Below are 19,000 nucleotides of genomic sequence, written 5' to 3'. Positions count from 1 at the left end.
ATGAAATCATTAACAACGATACATAGCAGGTTTGTTCCGCTCCCGGAAGAAAATGTAGATACAGACCAGATCATCCCCGCCCGGTTCCTGAAAGCCACAACAAGGGACGGCTTCGGTAAAAACCTTTTCCGCGACTGGCGTTACGAACAGGATGACGAGACAAAACCTAAAAAGGATTTTGTACTGAACAATGAAAACTACAGTGGTGAAATACTGGTAGCCGGGAAAAATTTCGGTTGCGGTTCTTCCCGCGAACATGCTGCATGGGCACTGGAAGACTACGGATTCAAAGCGGTAGTATCCAGTTTTTTCGCAGACATCTTTAAGAACAATGCGCTGAATAATGGCGTATTGCCGGTTACAGTGAGTGAAGATTTCCTGCAGAAAATATTTGCAGGTGATGCAAAAGCAACACTCAGCATCGACCTGTCTGCACAGGCAATTACCATCGATGCAACAGGCGAACAGGAAAGATTTGAGATCAATGCGTATAAAAAAACCTGTTTACTGAACGGGTATGATGACATCGATTACCTGCTCAGTATCAGGCAGGAAATAGAACTTTTTGAAACGTCAGCTAATTAACCCCTTATGAAACAGTTGCTATTGGAAGTTTCGGACCTGACAGTAAAAGCCGGAGGTCAGCTTTTACTGGAGCATGTTTCCTTTGCAGTACATGCAGGGCAGCAGCTTGCAGTAGCCGGAGCTTCTGGTAGTGGCAAAACAAGCCTGCTGAAATGCCTGGCAGCTTACCAGAGCACGGGCGATCAGATCCGGTTTCACAGCATAACGGGTAAAAAGCCTTCAGTTGCAGTAATCGGCCAGCAGCTCAGGTTTAAGAATCTTGCCAATACCAGCACTTTTTATTACCAGCAACGTTATAATTCAACCGAATCATCGGATGCAAAAGATGTATATACTGTATTGTCAGAAACCAGCAGGAATGAAAGTGAAATAAACGAAGTGCTTGCATTGCTGCGCATCAGCCATGTAAAACATACCAGCCTGCTCCAGCTTTCCAACGGAGAAAACAAAAAAGTACAGCTTGCAAAAGCATTGCTGGAGCGGCCAGACTGGTTGCTGCTCGATAATCCTTATACCGGCCTGGATGCGGCTGCAAGAACATCACTCGATGAGATCCTTACACAACTCGCGGCTGCCGGTTTCCAGCTGCTTATCGTTACTTCGCCGGCATTGATCCCGCAGGTTGCCACGCATGTTGCCTTGCTGGAGAACGGGACAATGTCGGTACCGGAAGAAAAAGAAAAGTTCCTGGCACAACGTTCTGTAAAACCAGTTCCGCGCCTGGAAGTAAAAAACGAGCCACCGCAACTCTACGAATATCCCGACTTTGAAACAGCTGTTAAAATGAAAGGAATATCCGTATCGTACAATGGCAAAGCGATCCTTGACGATATCAACTGGGAAGTGAAGAAAGGGGAATGCTGGAATATCTCCGGACATAATGGTTCCGGCAAATCTACATTGCTGAGCCTGGTAAATGCAGATAACCCGCAGGCATTTGCGAACAACATATATCTCTTCGACAGAAAGAAAGGAAGCGGAGAAAGTATCTGGGACATTAAAAGAAAGATCGGGTATGTATCCCCGGAATTGCATCATCATTTCGAAGCGAACGCTACCGCAGAGGAAGTAGTGGCATCAGGATTATTTGATACCATCGGTTTATTCAGGACAGTTTCTGCTGAACAGAAAAAAGCCGTGAACTACTGGATGACACTGATGGAAACGGACGCGCTCGCTAAAAAAAGACTTGCACAATTATCACATGGTCAGCAACGACTCGTGTTGCTTGCACGTGCCATGGTTAAGAACCCACCCTTGCTGATACTGGATGAACCCTGCCAGGGACTGGATCACGAGAAAGTGGTACAGTTTGTACAACTGGTAGATGATATCTGCGTGAAGCTGCAGAAGACGCTGATCTATGTGAGTCATTATAAAGAAGAGATCCCGGCATGTGTAACAAAAGAGCTGCGGCTCTGGCAAGGAAAAATAGCTGTATAAAACAATCGTATAAAAGAACTAATACCCTCAAAAAAATGGAAAAAAAGATAGCTGTCATCCTGGGCGATGGCATCGGACCTGAAGTAACGCAGCAATCGATCAAGGTATTGAATGCAATAGCCAGCCGGTTCGGACATGCATTCGAATATTCATATGGTATAATGGGCGCCGATGCCATCGATAAAACCGGCAACCCTCTGCCAGATGAAACAATCGAAACCTGCCTTAACAGCGATGCGATCCTGTTCGGGGCGATCGGTCATCCGAAATACGATAACGACCCCACAGCCAAAGTGAGGCCGGAACAAGGTTTGCTGAAACTGAGAAAGGCGTTGCAGTTATACGCCAACATCAGGCCGGTAACAACATACCGGGCATTGCAGCATCTTTCGCCATTGAAAGCCAAACAGCTGGAAGGTGTTGATTTTATTGTTTTCCGTGAACTGACCGGCGGTATTTACTTCGGAAAAAAAGAACTGAGCAGCGATCAGCAGACTGCTGTGGATGAGTGTACTTATACCAGCGCGGAAATTGAAAGGGTAACAAGACTCGCATTCAAATATGCACTGGGACGGAAAAAGAAACTGACACTGGTAGATAAGGCCAACGTGCTCGAAACCTCACGTTTATGGCGCAAAGTGGTACAGCAGATTGCAGCTGATTATCCTGAAGTGGCGGTTGACTATATGTTCGTGGATAATGCAGCCATGCAGATTATACTGAATCCTGCACAGTTCGATGTAGTGCTTACGGAGAACATGTTCGGGGATATCATCAGCGATGAAGCGAGCGTTCTCAGCGGATCACTCGGATTGCTTCCTTCTGCATCGGTGGGTAATACCGTTGCATTGTTTGAACCCATTCACGGATCTTACCCGCAGGCGGCAGGTAAAGATATTGCCAACCCGCTTGGTTCTATACTTTCTGCGGCTATGCTGCTCGATCATTTCCAGCTGAACGATGAAGCGGAAGCAGTGCGTATCGCTGTAGACTGGACACTGGCCAACGGCTTTGTTTCAAAAGATATCGACGCAGTGAACAATTATTCAACAACGGCAATCGGAGACCTGATCGCGGATCATATTGAACGTCATGCCAACGCAGAAAGACGAACCAATGCGAGTCTGAACAGGTCTACTATTATATAAAAACAGTTCAGCAATGTTCAGGTACGCTGAAATGCAGGCTGCTAAATGGTTCCAGGATGCATACTACTAACAAACGGTAGTAAAGATCTTTAAAAAGTTCTTTGTTTTTTCATAAGGCGGGAGTACTTTCGTTATAACGAATCTTTCAATGTTCAGAAACAGCTCATATAACAGGAATACGGTGAACACAATAATTATTATTGTGATTGTCATTATTATACCTGCACTGAACGGAGGAGGAGCCCTTATATAACAATAAGATACTGAAGATAGAAAGCCCCGCCTCCACAAAGGCGGGGCTTTTGTTTTTATACTCATTTAAAACGCGAAAAGCACAGGATATGGCAAATTATTATGACGGCAATACGGTGATCTATCTCAACGGACAGTTTGTAAAAGCTGCCGAAGCTACAATGGATTTCTACAGTCAGTCGCTGCATTACGGTTACTCGGTGTTTGAAGGAATCAGGTCTTATAAGACCGCAGCCGGTGAAACGCGCATCTTTAAAGCAACAGAACACTACCAAAGGCTGAAAGCATCTGCGCAGGCGCTGAACATGCCTTATGCGTATGATACTGATGAACTGATTGCTGCCACCTATGAGTTGCTGGAACGTAACAACCTGCAGGATGCTTATATCAGGCCTATCGTGTATGCCCCTGCCAATATGGGTTTCCAGGTTAATACAGCATCTTTCATTGCTATCGAAGCATGGCAGATGGCACCTTTTCTCGGCGATAAATTACTGCGTGTAATGACATCATCCTTCGAAAGACCTAATCCCAAAGGGTTTAAGATACATGCCAAAGCAGGCGGGCATTACGTGAATTCTATACTTGCAAGCCAGGAAGCAAAAGCAAAAGGTTTCGACGAAGCCCTGCTTACAGATATGAACGGCCATGTGGCAGAAGGCCCCGGCGCAAACATGTTCTATGAAAAAGACGGGAAGCTCTTTACACCTGCGCTTGGTAATATCCTGCCGGGCATTACCAGGGCAACAGTGCTTGAGATCTGTAAGGAGCTTGATATTGAAGTGGAAGAAAAGTTCTTTACGACAGATGCAGTTAAAGATGCCGATTCCGCATTCTTCTGTGGCACCGCTGCAGAAGTGATCGGCTGGCAATCACTTGATGATACAATATTCCCTAAAGCCTGGAACAGCACATTGGGCTGCAGGATACAGGAAGCTTATTCAAGGCTTGTGATCGGGTTACCTGTACAGGAAGGCGTAACCGCATAAAATTCATTTATCCATCAGCTATCAAAAAAAACGTATGCAGCAACTGAATAAATATTCAAAAACAATTACACAGGATGAGACACAGCCGGCAGCGCAGGCAATGCTTTATGGAATTGGCCTTACAGATGAAGATCTGAAAAAAGCACAGGTGGGTGTGGTAAGCATGGGTTACGATGGCAATACCTGCAATATGCACCTGAATGACCTGGCTAAACTGGTGAAGCAGAGTGTATGGGATAACGAGCTGGTTGGCCTCATCTTCAATACCATTGGCGTGAGCGATGGTATCAGCAACGGAACAGATGGTATGCGTTATTCACTTGTAAGTCGCGATATCATTGCAGATTCTATTGAAGCGGTTTGCGGTGCACAGTACTACGATGGCCTGATCGCTCTTCCGGGCTGCGATAAAAATATGCCGGGTTCACTCATTGCAATGGGACGGCTCAACAGGCCTGCCATCATGGTCTATGGCGGAACCATCGCGCCCGGTCATTACAAAGGCCAGGATCTGAATATCGTTTCGGCATTTGAGGCATTGGGCCAGAAAATAGCAGGCAACCTCGATGATGCCGACTTCAAAGGCATCGTAAAACATTCCTGTCCGGGTGCAGGTGCGTGCGGCGGAATGTATACGGCAAATACGATGGCTTCGGCAATTGAAGCGCTGGGTATGAGCCTGCCCTATTCTTCATCCAACCCGGCTTTGAGCGAAGAGAAAAAACAGGAATGTCTTGCGGCAGGAGCAGCTATCCGCAGCCTGCTGGAAAAAGATATCAAACCCAGGGATATCATGACCCGCAAAGCATTTGAAAATGCGATCACCGTGGTAATGATACTCGGCGGAAGCACCAATGCTGTACTGCACCTCATCGCTATGGCGAAAAGTGTAAACGTATCGCTGACACAGGATGATTTCCAGGAACTCAGCAACAGGGTGCCGGTACTGGCCGACTTTAAACCAAGCGGTAAATACATGATGCAGGATCTGCATCAGTATGGCGGTGTGCCGGCAGTAATGAAATACCTGCTGCAGAAAGGGCTGCTGCACGGCGACTGCCTGACAGTTACCGGCAAAACAGTGGCCGAAAACCTGGAAGCGGTACCGGACCTGGATTTTGAAACACAGAAGATCATCTATCCGCTGGAACAACCGCTGAAAGCAACGGGCCACCTGCAGATCTTATACGGTAACCTGGCATCAGGCGGAAGTGTGGCAAAGATCAGCGGTAAGGAAGGAGAGCGGTTTGTTGGTCCGGCGCGTGTATTCGACGGTGAGCAGGAACTGATCAGCGGCATCAATACCGGGAAGATCAGGCATGGTGATGTGGTAGTGATCCGTTACGTAGGCCCGAGAGGCGGACCGGGTATGCAGGAAATGCTGAAACCCACATCGGCACTCATCGGCGCAGGATTGGGAAAATCAGTTGCGCTGATCACAGATGGACGATTCAGTGGCGGCACACATGGATTTGTAGTAGGCCACATCATGCCCGAAGCCTATAACGGCGGTGTGATTGCCCTGGTACAGGATGACGATATTATTGAGCTGGATGCTGTCAATAATTCGATCAATCTTAAAGTACCGGATGAGATAATTGCGCAGCGTAAAGCAGCCTGGGTGCAGCCGCCGTTAAAAGCAGAGCGCGGTGTTTTATTCAAATATGCACAGTGCGTAAAAGATGCTTCGCAGGGCTGTGTTACCGACGAAGCATAAACAGGATCAACTTCAACAACCTATTATCCATTTAATCACATACCATGGAAACAGCAGCAATCGGGATAGAAGAAAAACAAGCCGAAACAAAAACAGCGGTTCAGCTTACGGGTTCGCAGGCTGTACTGGAGGCGTTCATTGCAGAAGGCGTTGACACGATCTTCGGTTACCCGGGCGGGGCCATCATGCCTATTTATGATGCCTTGTACGATTATAATGACAAACTGAAACATGTTCTTGTAAGACATGAGCAGGGCGGTATTCACGCCGCACAGGGTTATGCCAGGGCCTCCGGCAAAGCAGGTATCGTATTTGCGACCAGTGGCCCGGGAGCAACCAATCTCGTCACAGGTCTCGCAGATGCGATGATCGACAGTACACCGCTCGTCTGTATCACAGGCCAGGTATTTGCACACCTGCTGGGTACCGATGCTTTCCAGGAAACAGATGTGATCAATATAACAGCACCCGTTACCAAATGGAATTATCAGGTAACGGATGCCGTGGAAATACCAGCAGTTCTGGCCAAGGCATTTTACATTGCCAAAAGTGGCAGGCCGGGTCCCGTGCTGATCGACATCACCAAAAATGCACAGCTGCAGAAATTCGATTACGAAGGCTACAGGCACTGCGATCATATCCGCAGCTACAGGCCCAAACCGATCATTCGTAAAGAATATATAGATGAAGCTGCCGCGCTCATCAATGCAGCAGAAAAACCATTCGTGATCTTCGGCCAGGGCGTTATTCTTGGCAAAGCCGAAAAAGAGTTCAAAACCTTTATAGAAAAAAGCGGGATCCCTGCTGCATGGACTATCCTCGGTCTCAGTGCACTGCCAACGGAGCACCCGCTGAACATGGGTATGCTGGGCATGCATGGTAATTACGGGCCGAATGTGCTTACCAACGAGTGCGATGTACTGGTCGCAGTAGGTATGCGGTTCGACGACCGTGTGACCGGCAGGCTTGATAAATACGCCAGACAGGCAAAGATCATTCACCTCGATATCGATCCGTCGGAAATAGATAAGAATGTAAAGGCCGATGTGGGTGTATGGGGCGATTGTAAGGAAACGCTTCCGCTGCTCACCAAACGCATCGAACAAAAAGTATATCCTCAATGGGTAGAGAAATTCAGGCAGTACAGCAGGGAAGAGGAACAACAGGTGATCTACGATGAGCTGAATCCCAAAGGCGATGAAATGACCATGGGCGAAGTGTTAAGGGTATTGAACGAACTTACCGGCGGCGATGCGGTGATCGTAACGGATGTAGGCCAGCACCAGATGGTAGCCTGCCGTTACGCAAAGTTCAACGAGACAAGAAGTAATATCACATCGGGTGGATTGGGAACCATGGGCTTCGCACTGCCCGCTGCCATCGGGGCCAAATTCGGCGCACCGCACAGGCCGGTCGTTGCTGTGATCGGTGACGGTGGTGTGCAGATGACCATCCAGGAATTAGGAACCATCATGCAGACAGAACTCAATGTAAAGATCCTGATCCTGAATAACCAGTTCCTCGGTATGGTAAGACAATGGCAGCAGCTCTTCCACGACAAACGTTATTCATTTGTAGACATAGCCAGCCCCGATTATGTAACTGTTGCAAGCGGCTATGGAATTGCAGGCCGCAAAGTATCGGAACGCGCCGGTCTTAAAGATGCGCTGGAAACAATGTTATCGCACAACGGCGCTTACCTGCTGGAAGTAATGGTAGGTAAAGAGAACAATGTATTCCCAATGGTACCGCAGGGCTGCAGCGTAAGCGAGATCCGGTTAAAATAAAACAAGCAATCATGAACAAACAGGAATTCACCATCACTGTATATACAGAAAACCATATCGGCCTGCTGAACAGGATCGCTATTATTTTTTCGAGAAGGAAGATCAATGTGCAGAGCCTGAATACTTCGCCTTCTGAAGTAGACGGAATTCACCGTTTCACTATTGTAATAGAAGAAACAGAGGAAGTGGTACGCAAGCTCGTACGGCAAATAGAAAAACAGGTAGAAGTATTGAAAGCATATTTCAATACCAACAGCGAGATCGTGTGGCAGGAATTGGCCTTGTACAAAGTATCAACGGATGAAATTGCAGAAAAAGTGCAGGTAGAAAGATTGCTGCGCGAATACGGCGCAAGGGCAGTAGCGATCCGTAAAGACTATACCATATTTGAAACCACCGGTCACCGCGAAGAGACCAATAAGCTGATCAAAGTACTGGAACCTTACGGACTGATAGAATTCGTAAGAAGTGCGCGCGTGGCGATCATTAAAGCCAGCAGCGGATTCCACGAAAAGATCAAGGAGTTTGAAGCGCAGGAGCCTGGCAGCGAGATCATCGAAAATGAATTTCTCAACCAGCAGCAGGAAGTATTCTCCATGTAATGCTGACAATCAATAAACACTCTATTCAAATCATCAATCAAACAAGTAAACCAGTAAACAGATGGCAAAATTAAATTTCGGCGGCGTTGAAGAAAACGTTGTAACCCGCGAGGAATTCCCCCTCTCAAAAGCACAGGAAGTGCTGAAAGATGAAGTAGTGGCAGTGATCGGCTACGGCGTACAAGGCCCGGGCCAGGCATTGAACCAGAAGGAAAATGGCATTAATGTAATTGTAGGTCAGCGTAAAAATTCCAAAAGCTGGGACAAAGCTGTTCAGGATGGCTTCGTACCCGGTGAGTCATTGTTCGAAATAGAAGAAGCCCTTGAGCGCGGAACCATCATTTGTTACCTGTTGAGTGATGCAGCCCAGATCCAGCTCTGGCCAACCGTAAAAAAACATCTTACCCCCGGTAAGGCATTATATTTCTCTCATGGCTTTGGTATCACCTACAACGAGCAGACCGGTATCATTCCGCCTGCAGATGTAGATGTATTCCTGGTAGCACCAAAAGGATCGGGCACTTCACTGAGAAGAATGTTCCTGCAGGGCCGTGGTCTCAACAGCAGCTACGCCATTTTCCAGGATGCAACCGGCCACGCTTTCGAAAGAGTGGTGGCACTCGGTATTGCAATCGGAAGCGGCTACCTGTTCGAAACCAATTTCAAAAAAGAAGTATACAGTGATCTCACCGGCGAGCGCGGAACACTGATGGGCGCTATTCAGGGCATTTTTGCCGCACAGTATGAAGTGCTGCGTGCAAAGGGACATACACCATCTGAAGCTTTTAATGAAACCGTAGAAGAGCTCACACAATCCCTCATGCCGCTGGTAGCAGAGAACGGAATGGACTGGATGTATGCAAACTGTTCAACAACAGCACAGCGTGGCGCGCTCGACTGGTGGAAGAAGTTCCGCGATGCAACCAAACCGGTATTCACAGAATTATATGAAAGTGTAGCGGCAGGAAACGAAGCTGCAAAATCGATCGACAGCAACAGCAAAACCGATTACCGTGAGAAACTGGAAGAAGAGCTGAAAGAGCTGCGCGAAAGCGAACTCTGGCAGGCAGGAAAAACAGTGCGGAGCCTTCGTCCTGAGAACCAGGTAACGGCTTAGGCCTGACAAAAAAACAAATCCCGCCTTCGTTTTGCAGCGAAGGCGGGTAAACTATCATTCATGGAACTGACAACAACAGATACATTTGATTTTGCTGCGGCGGCAGCGCGGTTAAAACCAGTGGTGAACAGAACCCCGCTGACGTATAATCACAGCCTGTCCCGCAGGTACAACTGCAGCGTATTTCTGAAAAGGGAAGATCTGCAGGTGGTGCGGTCGTATAAACTTCGCGGCGCTTACAATATGATGAGCAGCTTGCCCGAGTGGCAGCTGATGCGCGGCGTGGTTTGTGCCAGTGCCGGAAACCATGCACAGGGGTTTGCATACAGTTGTAAACGTTTGAATGTACGCGGCGTTGTCTTTATGCCTATTATTACACCCAACCAGAAAGTAAGCCAGACCCGGATGTTCGGTGATGGGTTTATAGATATCAGGCTGGTAGGCGATACATTTGACGATTGTGCCATTGCAGCAAAAAAATATACAGAAGAACATGGCATGACATTCATCCCGCCCTTCGATGATATGCGGATCATAGAAGGACAGGCTACAGTAGGGATGGAAATACTGGAAGATCAGCCGGAAGTGGATTATCTTTTTGTGCCGGTTGGTGGCGGCGGTCTTTGTGCGGGTGTTGGAACTTATTTTAAATGGTATTCGCCCGCAACGAAAGTGATCGGTGTGGAGCCGGAAGGCGCACCCTCCATGCAGCAGGCACTGGAGGCAGGACATCCTGTAACGCTGGATAATATTGAACGGTTTGTAGACGGAGCCGCGGTAAAACGGGTGGGCGATCTTACATTCAGTATCTGCAGCGAAGTGTTAAGCGAAATGTACCTGGCGCCGGAAGGAAAAGTGTGTTCGACTATTCTGAAATTATATAATGAAGATGCAATTGTTGTAGAACCGGCAGGCGCATTGTCTATAGCAGCGTTGGAAAACTATGCAGAAGCGATCAGGGGGAAGACTGTAGTTTGTATTGTAAGCGGAAGCAACAACGATATCGACCGCATGCAGGAGATCAAGGAACGATCATTGCAGTATGAGGGATTAAAGCATTATTTCCTCATCCGGTTTGCACAAAGACCAGGCGCATTGAGAGAATTCGTGAATCATATTCTTGGTCCCGACGATGATATTACCCGGTTTGAATATATGCAGAAGCATAACAAGGAATCAGGCCCGGCACTGGTAGGCATAGAACTGAAATCGAAAAAGGATTATGAAACACTGACAGCCAAAATGCAATTGCACAATATCAATTATACCGAGTTAAATAAAAATGATGATCTTTTCGGTTATCTCGTTTAATGCGTGAATATCATTATCTTTAAGCCCGCAGGCAGCATGACAGTAACATCTGTACATATCAATTCATTTCTCCGCACATCGGCAACGCTGATGATAGCTGCTATTATTACCACAACTATTATTACAACCCTGTAAAGGGTTGCATATTTCCATATAATCCATTGGGCTTTTGAAAGCCGCAGATTGCCGGGAGGCAGATCGTAAACAATCAATTTCAAGCAACTTTAGAATACAGCATAATGAAGGTTTTAAAATTCGGCGGAAGTTCTGTAGCCAATGCGGCCAACATGAACAAGGTAATAGAGATCGTACAGGAATCGATACAAAAAGACAAAACAGTACTGGTAGTTTCAGCACTTGGCGGTGTTACGGATGCATTATTGCAGGCCGGCGCTCAGGCTTCGGTTGGTAATGATGCTTATAAGGAAGCACTGAAAGAACTGGAGCAGAAACATCTTGATACGGTAAGAGCGTTGCTTCCGATACAGCAACAAAGCGCAACGCTCAGCCTGGTAAAGCAGCACTTCAATGAACTGGAAAATATCTGCGATGGCGTATCCCTGCTGAGAGAATTATCAGGGCGAACAAAAGACCGCATCGTCAGTTTCGGCGAATTACTTTCGTCGTTAATCATATCCGCAAAACTGCAGACACTCCATGCAGACCTGCAATGGGTAGATGCACGGCAACTGGTAGTAACCGATTCGGCATTCGGCAACGCAGCAGTAGATTTTGAAGCAACCAATGAAAACATAGCAGCTTATTTCAGGGCGAACCAACACCAGTTATACGTAGTGCCGGGCTTTATTGCGGCGGATCAGCAAAAGAATACAACCACGGTCGGAAGGGGTGGCTCGGATTATACCGGTGCAATTTTCGCAGCAGCATTGAATGCAGCGGTGCTGGAAATCTGGACAGATGTAAGTGGTATGATGACCGCAGATCCACGGGTAGTTCAAAATGCAAAACCGATCAACCATATTTCCTACCAGGAAGCGATGGAGCTCTCGCATTTCGGCGCAAAGATCATTTACCCGCCAACCATACAGCCGGTAATGAGCAGGAACATACCTGTATGGGTTAAAAATACATTTGCGCCGAAAGCCTACGGAACCCTGATAGAGCAGGTACTGACGGCTAATGGGAATGATTTTATCCGCGGTATTTCAAGTATCAATAATATTGCCCTGCTGAGCCTGGAAGGAACAGGTATGGTAGGTGTGCCCGGGTTCTCGAAAAGATTGTTCGAAGCGCTGGCCAATGAGCAGGTGAATGTGATACTTATTACACAAAGTTCGTCAGAACATTCCATCTGTGTGGCAATCAATGACGCAAATGCAATCGTAGCCAAACGTTCAATAGACCAGGCATTTAATCATGAACTCAGGAGCGGCCTGCTCGAACCTGTAAAAGTAGAACAGGGCTTATCGGTAGTAGCGGTAGTGGGGGAAAAGATGAAAAGTCAGCCTGGTGTAAGCGGTAAAATGTTCGGCGCACTCGGACGGAACGGGATCAATGTAAGGGCGATAGCACAAGGTTCTTCAGAAAAAAACATCTCAGCCGTGTTATCTTCTGCCGATGTTAAAAAAGCTATTAATGTATTGCATGAAGAATTTTTTGAAACTACTTACAAGCAACTCAACCTCTTCATTGCAGGAACGGGAAATGTGGGCGGAAAATTACTGGCACAGATCCATAAGCAGCTGGTATACCTGAAAGACCAGCTCAGGCTGCAGATCCACGTAACAGGACTGGCCAACAGTAAAAAGATCCTGTTCAACGAAGATGGGATCGATCTTGAAAACTGGAAGGTTTTGCTGGCAGATGCGGCGCCGGGCAGTATACATGATTTTGTAAAACGTATCCGTGAGAAAAACCTGCGTAACAGTGTATTTGTAGATGTAACAGCGAATGAGGAAGTAGCAGGTGTTTATGAACAATTGCTGGAGAAGAGTGTGGCTGTTGTGGCTTGTAACAAGATAGCGGCATCGTCATCTTACGAACGTTACCTGCATCTGAAATCGTTATCACGTCAGTACAATGCACCATTTCTTTTTGAAACCAATGTAGGTGCAGGCCTGCCGGTGATAGGAACACTGAATGATCTGCTGCGCAGCGGAGATCAGGTGAACCGCATACAGGCAGTATTATCGGGCACACTCAACTTTGTATTCAATCATTACAACGGCACAAAATCATTTGCATCTGTTGTAAGACAGGCACAGGAAGAAGGTTATACAGAGCCGGATCCGAGACTTGACCTGGGCGGAACCGATGTGATGCGTAAGATCATGATCCTGGCACGAGAGGCCGGACAGCAACTGGAGATGAAAGATATCACCAACAACGCATTTCTCCCCGCCTCATGCTTCAACGGCAGTGTGGAAGATTTCTATAACGAAATGGAAAAGCAGGAACCACATTTCAAGGCGCTTTATAACGAAGCCGCATCCAGGAACTGCAAGCTGAAGTTTGTAGCCAGCTATGAGCATGGGAAAGCAGCAGTTGGACTGCAGCATATCCCGGCAGAATCGGACTTTTATCATTTATACGGGAAAGACAACCTGGTATTGTTCTTCACAGAACGCTATCCCGAACAGCCATTGGTGATCAAAGGCGCAGGAGCAGGTGCTGATGTAACCGCATCAGGCGTATTTGCAGACATGATCCGCGCGGGGCGGGTATAAATCATAAAAGCAACCGAATGCAAGCAGCACAAATAATCCATATAGAAGCGCCGGCTACCGTGGCCAACATGGTTTGCGGATTCGATATCCTGGGCTTTGCCGTAAAAGCACCTTACGATGAAATGAATATCCGGTTCAGGGACGAGCCGGGTATCCTGATCGTAAATGAAGACGAATACAATTTACCCACCGATCCGGAAAAGAATGTAGCAGGCGCAGCGTTGCTTGCCATGATGCAGGAACTGGACCCGGCCACGGGTTTTGAATTACGCATCAGGAAACATATCAAACCGGGTAGTGGCGTAGGCTCAAGTGCGGCAAGTTCCGCAGGTGCAGTAGTAGCCGCGAACCGTTTGCTCGGAAACCGGTTTTCACGCGAAGACCTGGTGAGGTTTGCGATGAATGGCGAGAAAGTAGCATCGGGCGTAAAACATGCGGACAATATCGCTCCCTGTATTTATGGAGGCATCACACTGATCCGTTCTATTCACCCGTTGGACATCATAACAATAACACCACCGCCGTTACATGTTACCATCGTTCACCCGCAGATAGAAGTAAGAACTGCAGATGCACGCAGTATCCTGAAAAAACAGGTACAACTGAAGGACGCCATCCGTCAGTGGGGTAATATCGGCGGATTGGTCGCAGGTCTTTTAAAACAGGATTACGAGCTGATCTCACGTTCGCTCGAAGATGTGCTGATAGAACCCGTACGCAGTATCCTGATTCCTGGTTTTGATGAAGTGAAACGAAGGAGCAAAGCAGCGGGCGCACTCGGCGGAGGGATTTCCGGTTCGGGTCCTTCTGTATTTATGCTCAGCAAAGATGAGCCGACCGCACAACTGGTAGCTGAAGAAATGAAGGCAATTTACAGATCGCTGGGGCTGGATCATCACGTTTATATGACCACTATCAAAGCAGATCCGCTTTAAACTTTTTTAAACGTTTATTTCTCTTTCCATGCAATATTACAGTCTCAACAAATCCGCATCACCGGTAGATTTCAGAACCGCAACCCTGCAGGGCCAGGCACCGGATAAAGGACTTTATTTTCCTGAACATATCCCTGTGCTGGATAAGGCATTGATAGCGGGAATGGATCATCTTTCAAAAGAAGAATTAGGGTTAAGGGTGATGTTGCCTTATGCCGGCGGCAGCATACCGGAGGAAGTTTTGTATCATATTATTGCAGAAACCGTCAGCTTTCCCTTTCCGCTGGTGGAGATCAGTGCTGGTATCAGTTCGCTGGAATTGTTTCATGGGCCTACACTGGCATTTAAAGACGTGGGTGCACGTTTCATGAGCAGGTGTCTGGGTTATTTTTCGGAAAAGCAGAACCGCGAAACGACTGTGCTCGTAGCAACATCGGGCGATACGGGCGGTGCTGTTGCCAATGGTTTTCTTGGCGTTGAGGGCGTGAGGGTTGTTATATTGTATCCTTCCGGGAAAGTGAGCCCCGTGCAGGAACTGCAGCTCACCACCTGCGGAGCGAATATAACAGCACTGGAAGTAACAGGCAGTTTCGACGATTGCCAGGCTATGGTAAAGGAAGCGTTTATGGATGCCGACCTTCAGAAGATTTCACTCACTTCTGCCAATTCCATTAATGTGGCGAGATGGCTGCCGCAGCAGTTATATTATTTTTATGCATACCAGCAATGGAAGAGTACGCAACCGCCTGTAATAGCGGTGCCCAGCGGTAATTTCGGAAACCTCTGTGCCGGTCTGCTCGCGAATGCAAGCGGATTGCCCGTGCAACATTTTATCGCAGCCTGCAATGAAAACGATATTGTTCCGGATTATCTCGCCTCTGGTAATTATACACCAAGGAAAGCAGTGGCAACATTATCCAATGCAATGGATGTAGGCGATCCGAGTAATTTTGTACGGATCCTGCAGTTGTTTAAGCACGATCATCATAAAATCGCAGCGGCTGTAACAGGATATCGTGTTTCGGATGAAACCACACTGGAAACGATCCGAGATGTCAAAAGCAGGTACGGTTACCTGCTCGACCCGCACGGTGCTGTTGCATATAATGCACTGGATCAATACCTGAACGAACATCCGGATCAGAAAGGATTTCTACTCGAAACAGCACATCCTGTTAAATTTCCGCAAACAGTAGCAGCTGCAACAGGACAGGAACCGGAAGTGCCTGAAGCGGCTAAACACCTGTTTCACAAGACAAAGCACAGTATTCCGATGCGCCCGCAGTACGAAGCATTAAAAGAGTGGTTGTTACAATAAGGTCTGGCTGGTACAGCTTTTGTACGGGTTAAGAAAGCAAAACCTGGTATATGAAAAAGCTGTTATTATGGTTTATACTGATCTGCGGCCTGATGCTGCTTCTGTTTGCGTGCCGGAGTTCCAGGCAGGCAACTGCAGCACCTGCAGCATTGAACGGGAGCTGGGAACTTATTTATATCCTCGATCCGCCATCTACATTTCATGGCCTGTATCCGACAGCTAAAAAGCCCATCCTGAACTTTGATACCAATGCAGGAACACTCAGTGGTAATACCAGCTGTAACTCTTTATCCGGTAAACTGAATACCGACGGCAACAAAATTGATTTCAACGGTCCGATCATCATGACCAAAATGTTCTGTCCCGGTGATGGCGAACCTGCATTTATGAATGTACTGAAAAGAGTGGATCGCTATGATATTAATAAAAAAGAAGGGACAATGACCTTCTTCGCCGGCGATGAAACCGTAATGAAATTCACCCGTAAAAAATAAACTCAGAGATTCGGTGGCCGCCTGTTTTCTACGTAAAGATCCAGATTAGCATATTTTCCATTAATCACTTTGAATTTATCTGTATCCAGGAAGCCATAATTTTTTACAATATTGGCAGAATCTCCATGCGCATAATTGATAATGATCCACCGGTCTGTATCCATGGATATAGGCTGCGTAATGGAAAAGGAGCCGTCCTTCGTGCCAACAGTAAGCTGGTAAGTTCCCTTTTTATATTTTTTCCCCGGCAGGAACTGTAACCCCGGTTCCAGAGACAATTCCGTCTGATGTAATGGTTTCCGCTCTTTTGATTCGCTCATTGCGATAGAAACATTGACAGCTTTCGGATCGCCGTTTTCATTATGGATTACTACATAGGCTGTAGGCCTGGAAGAGCGACAGCCGGTCATTGCTGACAATAAAACACAAATTGCTAATGCAAAGTAAAACTGGCAATTTCTCATAGACTCATCAATTTAAAAACTCCTTTTGCGCAAACTATCATCAAAAATAATTTGAATGCGGCAACCTTGAATAACGTATAAATACGCAATTTTTAAAACTGAACTGTTTAAAAGATTGCGCAAAGTAAACCAAATACATACGAACGCATATCGGTTAATCCATGATCGGCTGTAATGATATGCGTGTAGCATGTAGTTGACTTACCACATAACACATAAAAGAGATTAAACGCTGCCTGAAGGGGACATTTTTTTTAAGCGGATAAGGTTCGCTTTAATATCTGCGGGCAGGAAAATATTAATGGAGCAGGATCGGTTAATTACTGATCAATCCTGAACGTAAAGGCGATTGCCTGTAGGATATTATGATAACAGGAGATCTTTTGCAAACTCCTGTTATCATAAATTCAATTGCTGTTAAATGGTTTTGATACCCAGTCTGCCAATGGTATCGGGGCCAGCTATACCATCTGCCGTCAGACCCTGTTTTTTCTGGAATGTTTTTACTGCTTCGAGTGTGCCATTGCCGAAAACACCGTCTTCGTCGATGGCAGGATTTGCCCCGTTTTTATTGAGTGCTTTCTGCAAGGCTACAACCGCAGCTCCGGCCGATCCTTTCTTGAGATAGGCTCCTGTTGTGATTTTACTATCTGCCACTTTGGGTTTGCTCAGGGCTGCCTGTAATGCTCCTTTTGTAACCGCATCATAAACGCCGGTCACTTCAATGCCGCTGTCTTTCTGGAATGCCTTGAGTGTTTTTTGTGTCTTGGGACCGAATGCGCCGTCAACGGTGATCTCATAACCGAGATCGTACAAACCCTTTTGCAGAATGGTAATGTCGGAACCTGCGTCACCCTTAGCAACGGTAGCAGGCTGGGGAACGAAAGCTGCATTGTCGATCACGCCTGCATTCACAAATGCTTTTACACTGCTTTTATTACGGTTGCGCAGCATTACAATACCACCGTTGCTGTCGTCGCCCAAGGCGGTATTTCCTTCCCAGGACTGGAAAGTTTTTCCTTCCTGCAGCCATTTTACGAAAATGCCGGTATGATCGCATTTGCCATCGCCGGTCCAGTCGAAGAGAACGATATCGCCAGGTTGAGGAGCACTGGTCAGCCTGTTGTTGGCTTTCCAGAAATTGTAAGCGGAAGGGCAATAGTGATAACCTTTGGGCGAATCAACTTTTCCGAGCGGGTGACCTGCCTGGTCGTATACCCAGCTAACGAACATAGCGCACCAGGGCTGGCCGTTGATGCCGTACCAGGCGCCGAATTTTGTTTTGTTGGAAGTGGCCGGGTCTTCTTTATACCCGTTTTCAGCAGCAGCGATCTGAACGATTTTTTCGCGCGACATAACAGTTAGGTTTAGTTGTAAAGGATTCAGTTGAATATGGCAAACAAGATAAAAACCGGAAAAGGCCGGCACAAGGGGGAAAACACCCATTTTTCTCCCGGTAAATCACGGGCTGCCGCTAAAATTCACGGTAAATACCTAATGGTAGAATCATTGATCTGTTGTTGTTTTGCATCAACGAAAGGGCGCCTGTTTTCATTGGAATGACTTTAAAATAAATCTCATGAAACAGGAATTATATACTTATACACGGGAAACGTATGTGTCATACAGTTTTATCAGCAAAGGGAAAAAGGACCAGCTGATCACTGTGGAATTTGTTGCAGCTGTTGTGCCCGATATTTTTCACCTCGCATTTGGCTTCCACCTGCCTGCGGGTCATGTGAATGAACTGGCCGGAACGGTCAATGGGGACTGGCTGAAAGTGATGATCACGGTAATGGACATTGTGGAAGCCTTTATTACTGAAAATCCCGATGCGCTGGTCGTTTTCTACGGAGAGACGCATGTGCAGGTAGAGCGGTATATGCGGATGCTGAAAACGCATGCTTTATTGTTCAATCCGGCATTCTGCGCTTATGTATTGCCGCACGGACAGCCGGATACATTGCTCTCGTTTGAAACAGCTCCGTACCGGGAAAATGTATTGTTCGTAATAAAAGCAAAAGCCAATGCTGAAACCTAAAAAACAGGGGCGTGAGAAGCCTGTAACATTTACAACCACACGTGGGGTATCCGTTACAAAAACGATATATCATAATGCAAAGCCTTTGTTCCCGGAAAAGCTTGCGGAGG

At 46.9% G+C, this 19,000-nt stretch carries 16 protein-coding genes; 14 read left to right on the top strand and 2 right to left on the bottom strand.

The annotated features are described in order from the left end of the window. The 13 genes from leuD to B5D42_RS16035 all read left to right on the top strand — a co-directional run bounded on the left by leuD (position 1) and on the right by B5D42_RS16035 (position 16,385). Positions 1-585, top strand: a complete 585-nt coding sequence (leuD, locus tag B5D42_RS16095; protein WP_078832566.1) for a 3-isopropylmalate dehydratase small subunit — start codon at positions 1-3, stop codon at positions 583-585. 6 nt (positions 586-591) lie between these two features. After that, positions 592-2,028 carry an ATP-binding cassette domain-containing protein gene (locus B5D42_RS16090; protein ID WP_078832565.1) on the top strand — a complete coding sequence of 479 codons (1,437 nt, stop codon included), beginning with the start codon at positions 592-594 and terminating at the stop codon, positions 2,026-2,028. Positions 2,029-2,063: 35 nt separating this feature from the next. Beyond that, positions 2,064-3,176: a 3-isopropylmalate dehydrogenase gene (gene leuB, locus B5D42_RS16085; RefSeq protein ID WP_078832564.1), complete on the top strand. Its 1,113-nt coding sequence runs from the start codon at positions 2,064-2,066 to the stop codon at positions 3,174-3,176. Between the two features lie 341 nt (positions 3,177-3,517). Beyond that, positions 3,518-4,417 carry a branched-chain amino acid transaminase gene (locus B5D42_RS16080; protein ID WP_078832563.1) on the top strand — a complete coding sequence of 300 codons (900 nt, stop codon included), beginning with the start codon at positions 3,518-3,520 and terminating at the stop codon, positions 4,415-4,417. A 34-nt stretch (positions 4,418-4,451) separates the two neighbouring features. After that, positions 4,452-6,134 (top strand): dihydroxy-acid dehydratase, encoded by a 1,683-nt coding sequence (gene ilvD / locus B5D42_RS16075; RefSeq protein ID WP_078832562.1) that lies wholly within the window; start codon positions 4,452-4,454, stop codon positions 6,132-6,134. 44 nt (positions 6,135-6,178) lie between these two features. Next, positions 6,179-7,921 (top strand): biosynthetic-type acetolactate synthase large subunit, encoded by a 1,743-nt coding sequence (ilvB, locus tag B5D42_RS16070; RefSeq protein ID WP_078832561.1) that lies wholly within the window; start codon positions 6,179-6,181, stop codon positions 7,919-7,921. Between the two features lie 11 nt (positions 7,922-7,932). Then, entirely contained in the window at positions 7,933-8,523 is a 591-nt protein-coding gene (ilvN, locus tag B5D42_RS16065; RefSeq protein ID WP_078832560.1) for an acetolactate synthase small subunit, read from the top strand. A gap of 61 nt (positions 8,524-8,584) precedes the next feature. After that, positions 8,585-9,640 carry a ketol-acid reductoisomerase gene (gene ilvC, locus B5D42_RS16060; protein ID WP_078832559.1) on the top strand — a complete coding sequence of 352 codons (1,056 nt, stop codon included), beginning with the start codon at positions 8,585-8,587 and terminating at the stop codon, positions 9,638-9,640. 60 nt (positions 9,641-9,700) lie between these two features. Beyond that, complete coding sequence (gene ilvA / locus B5D42_RS16055) at positions 9,701-10,951, top strand: threonine ammonia-lyase (RefSeq protein ID WP_078832558.1); 1,251 nt, start codon at positions 9,701-9,703, stop codon at positions 10,949-10,951. A gap of 239 nt (positions 10,952-11,190) precedes the next feature. Further along, on the top strand, positions 11,191-13,638 hold the full coding sequence (thrA, locus tag B5D42_RS16050; protein ID WP_078832556.1) for a bifunctional aspartate kinase/homoserine dehydrogenase I: 2,448 nt from the start codon (positions 11,191-11,193) through the stop codon (positions 13,636-13,638). Positions 13,639-13,655: 17 nt separating this feature from the next. Continuing rightward, a complete protein-coding gene (locus B5D42_RS16045) occupies positions 13,656-14,573 on the top strand; it encodes a homoserine kinase (protein ID WP_078832555.1) in 918 nt (305 codons plus the stop codon). Between the two features lie 28 nt (positions 14,574-14,601). After that, positions 14,602-15,891 (top strand): threonine synthase, encoded by a 1,290-nt coding sequence (thrC, locus tag B5D42_RS16040; protein WP_078832554.1) that lies wholly within the window; start codon positions 14,602-14,604, stop codon positions 15,889-15,891. Positions 15,892-15,941: 50 nt separating this feature from the next. Then, positions 15,942-16,385, top strand: a complete 444-nt coding sequence (locus B5D42_RS16035; RefSeq protein ID WP_078832553.1) for an META domain-containing protein — start codon at positions 15,942-15,944, stop codon at positions 16,383-16,385. A 2-nt stretch (positions 16,386-16,387) separates the two neighbouring features. On the opposite strand, the gene B5D42_RS16030 is transcribed toward B5D42_RS16035, so the two are convergent. Together B5D42_RS16030 and B5D42_RS16025 are read right to left on the bottom strand one after the other, a co-directional pair. Further along, complete coding sequence (locus B5D42_RS16030; RefSeq protein WP_078832552.1) at positions 16,388-16,795, bottom strand: hypothetical protein; 408 nt, start codon at positions 16,793-16,795, stop codon at positions 16,388-16,390. 471 nt (positions 16,796-17,266) lie between these two features. Further along, complete coding sequence (locus tag B5D42_RS16025; RefSeq protein WP_176113044.1) at positions 17,267-18,205, bottom strand: peptidoglycan-binding protein; 939 nt, start codon at positions 18,203-18,205, stop codon at positions 17,267-17,269. Between the two features lie 223 nt (positions 18,206-18,428). Here B5D42_RS16025 and B5D42_RS16020 point away from each other — a divergent pair, with 223 nt between their 5' ends. Beyond that, complete coding sequence (locus B5D42_RS16020; RefSeq protein ID WP_078832550.1) at positions 18,429-18,890, top strand: DUF6934 family protein; 462 nt, start codon at positions 18,429-18,431, stop codon at positions 18,888-18,890. Positions 18,891-19,000: the final 110 nt, after the last annotated feature.

Origin of the sequence: Sediminibacterium ginsengisoli (assembly GCF_900167075.1) — a bacterium.
In the GTDB taxonomy this organism is placed as follows: Bacteria; Bacteroidota; Bacteroidia; order Chitinophagales; family Chitinophagaceae; genus Sediminibacterium; species Sediminibacterium ginsengisoli.
The sequence above is the reverse complement of the archived record's forward strand: the minus strand, read 5'-3'. Positions and strand labels throughout refer to the sequence as shown.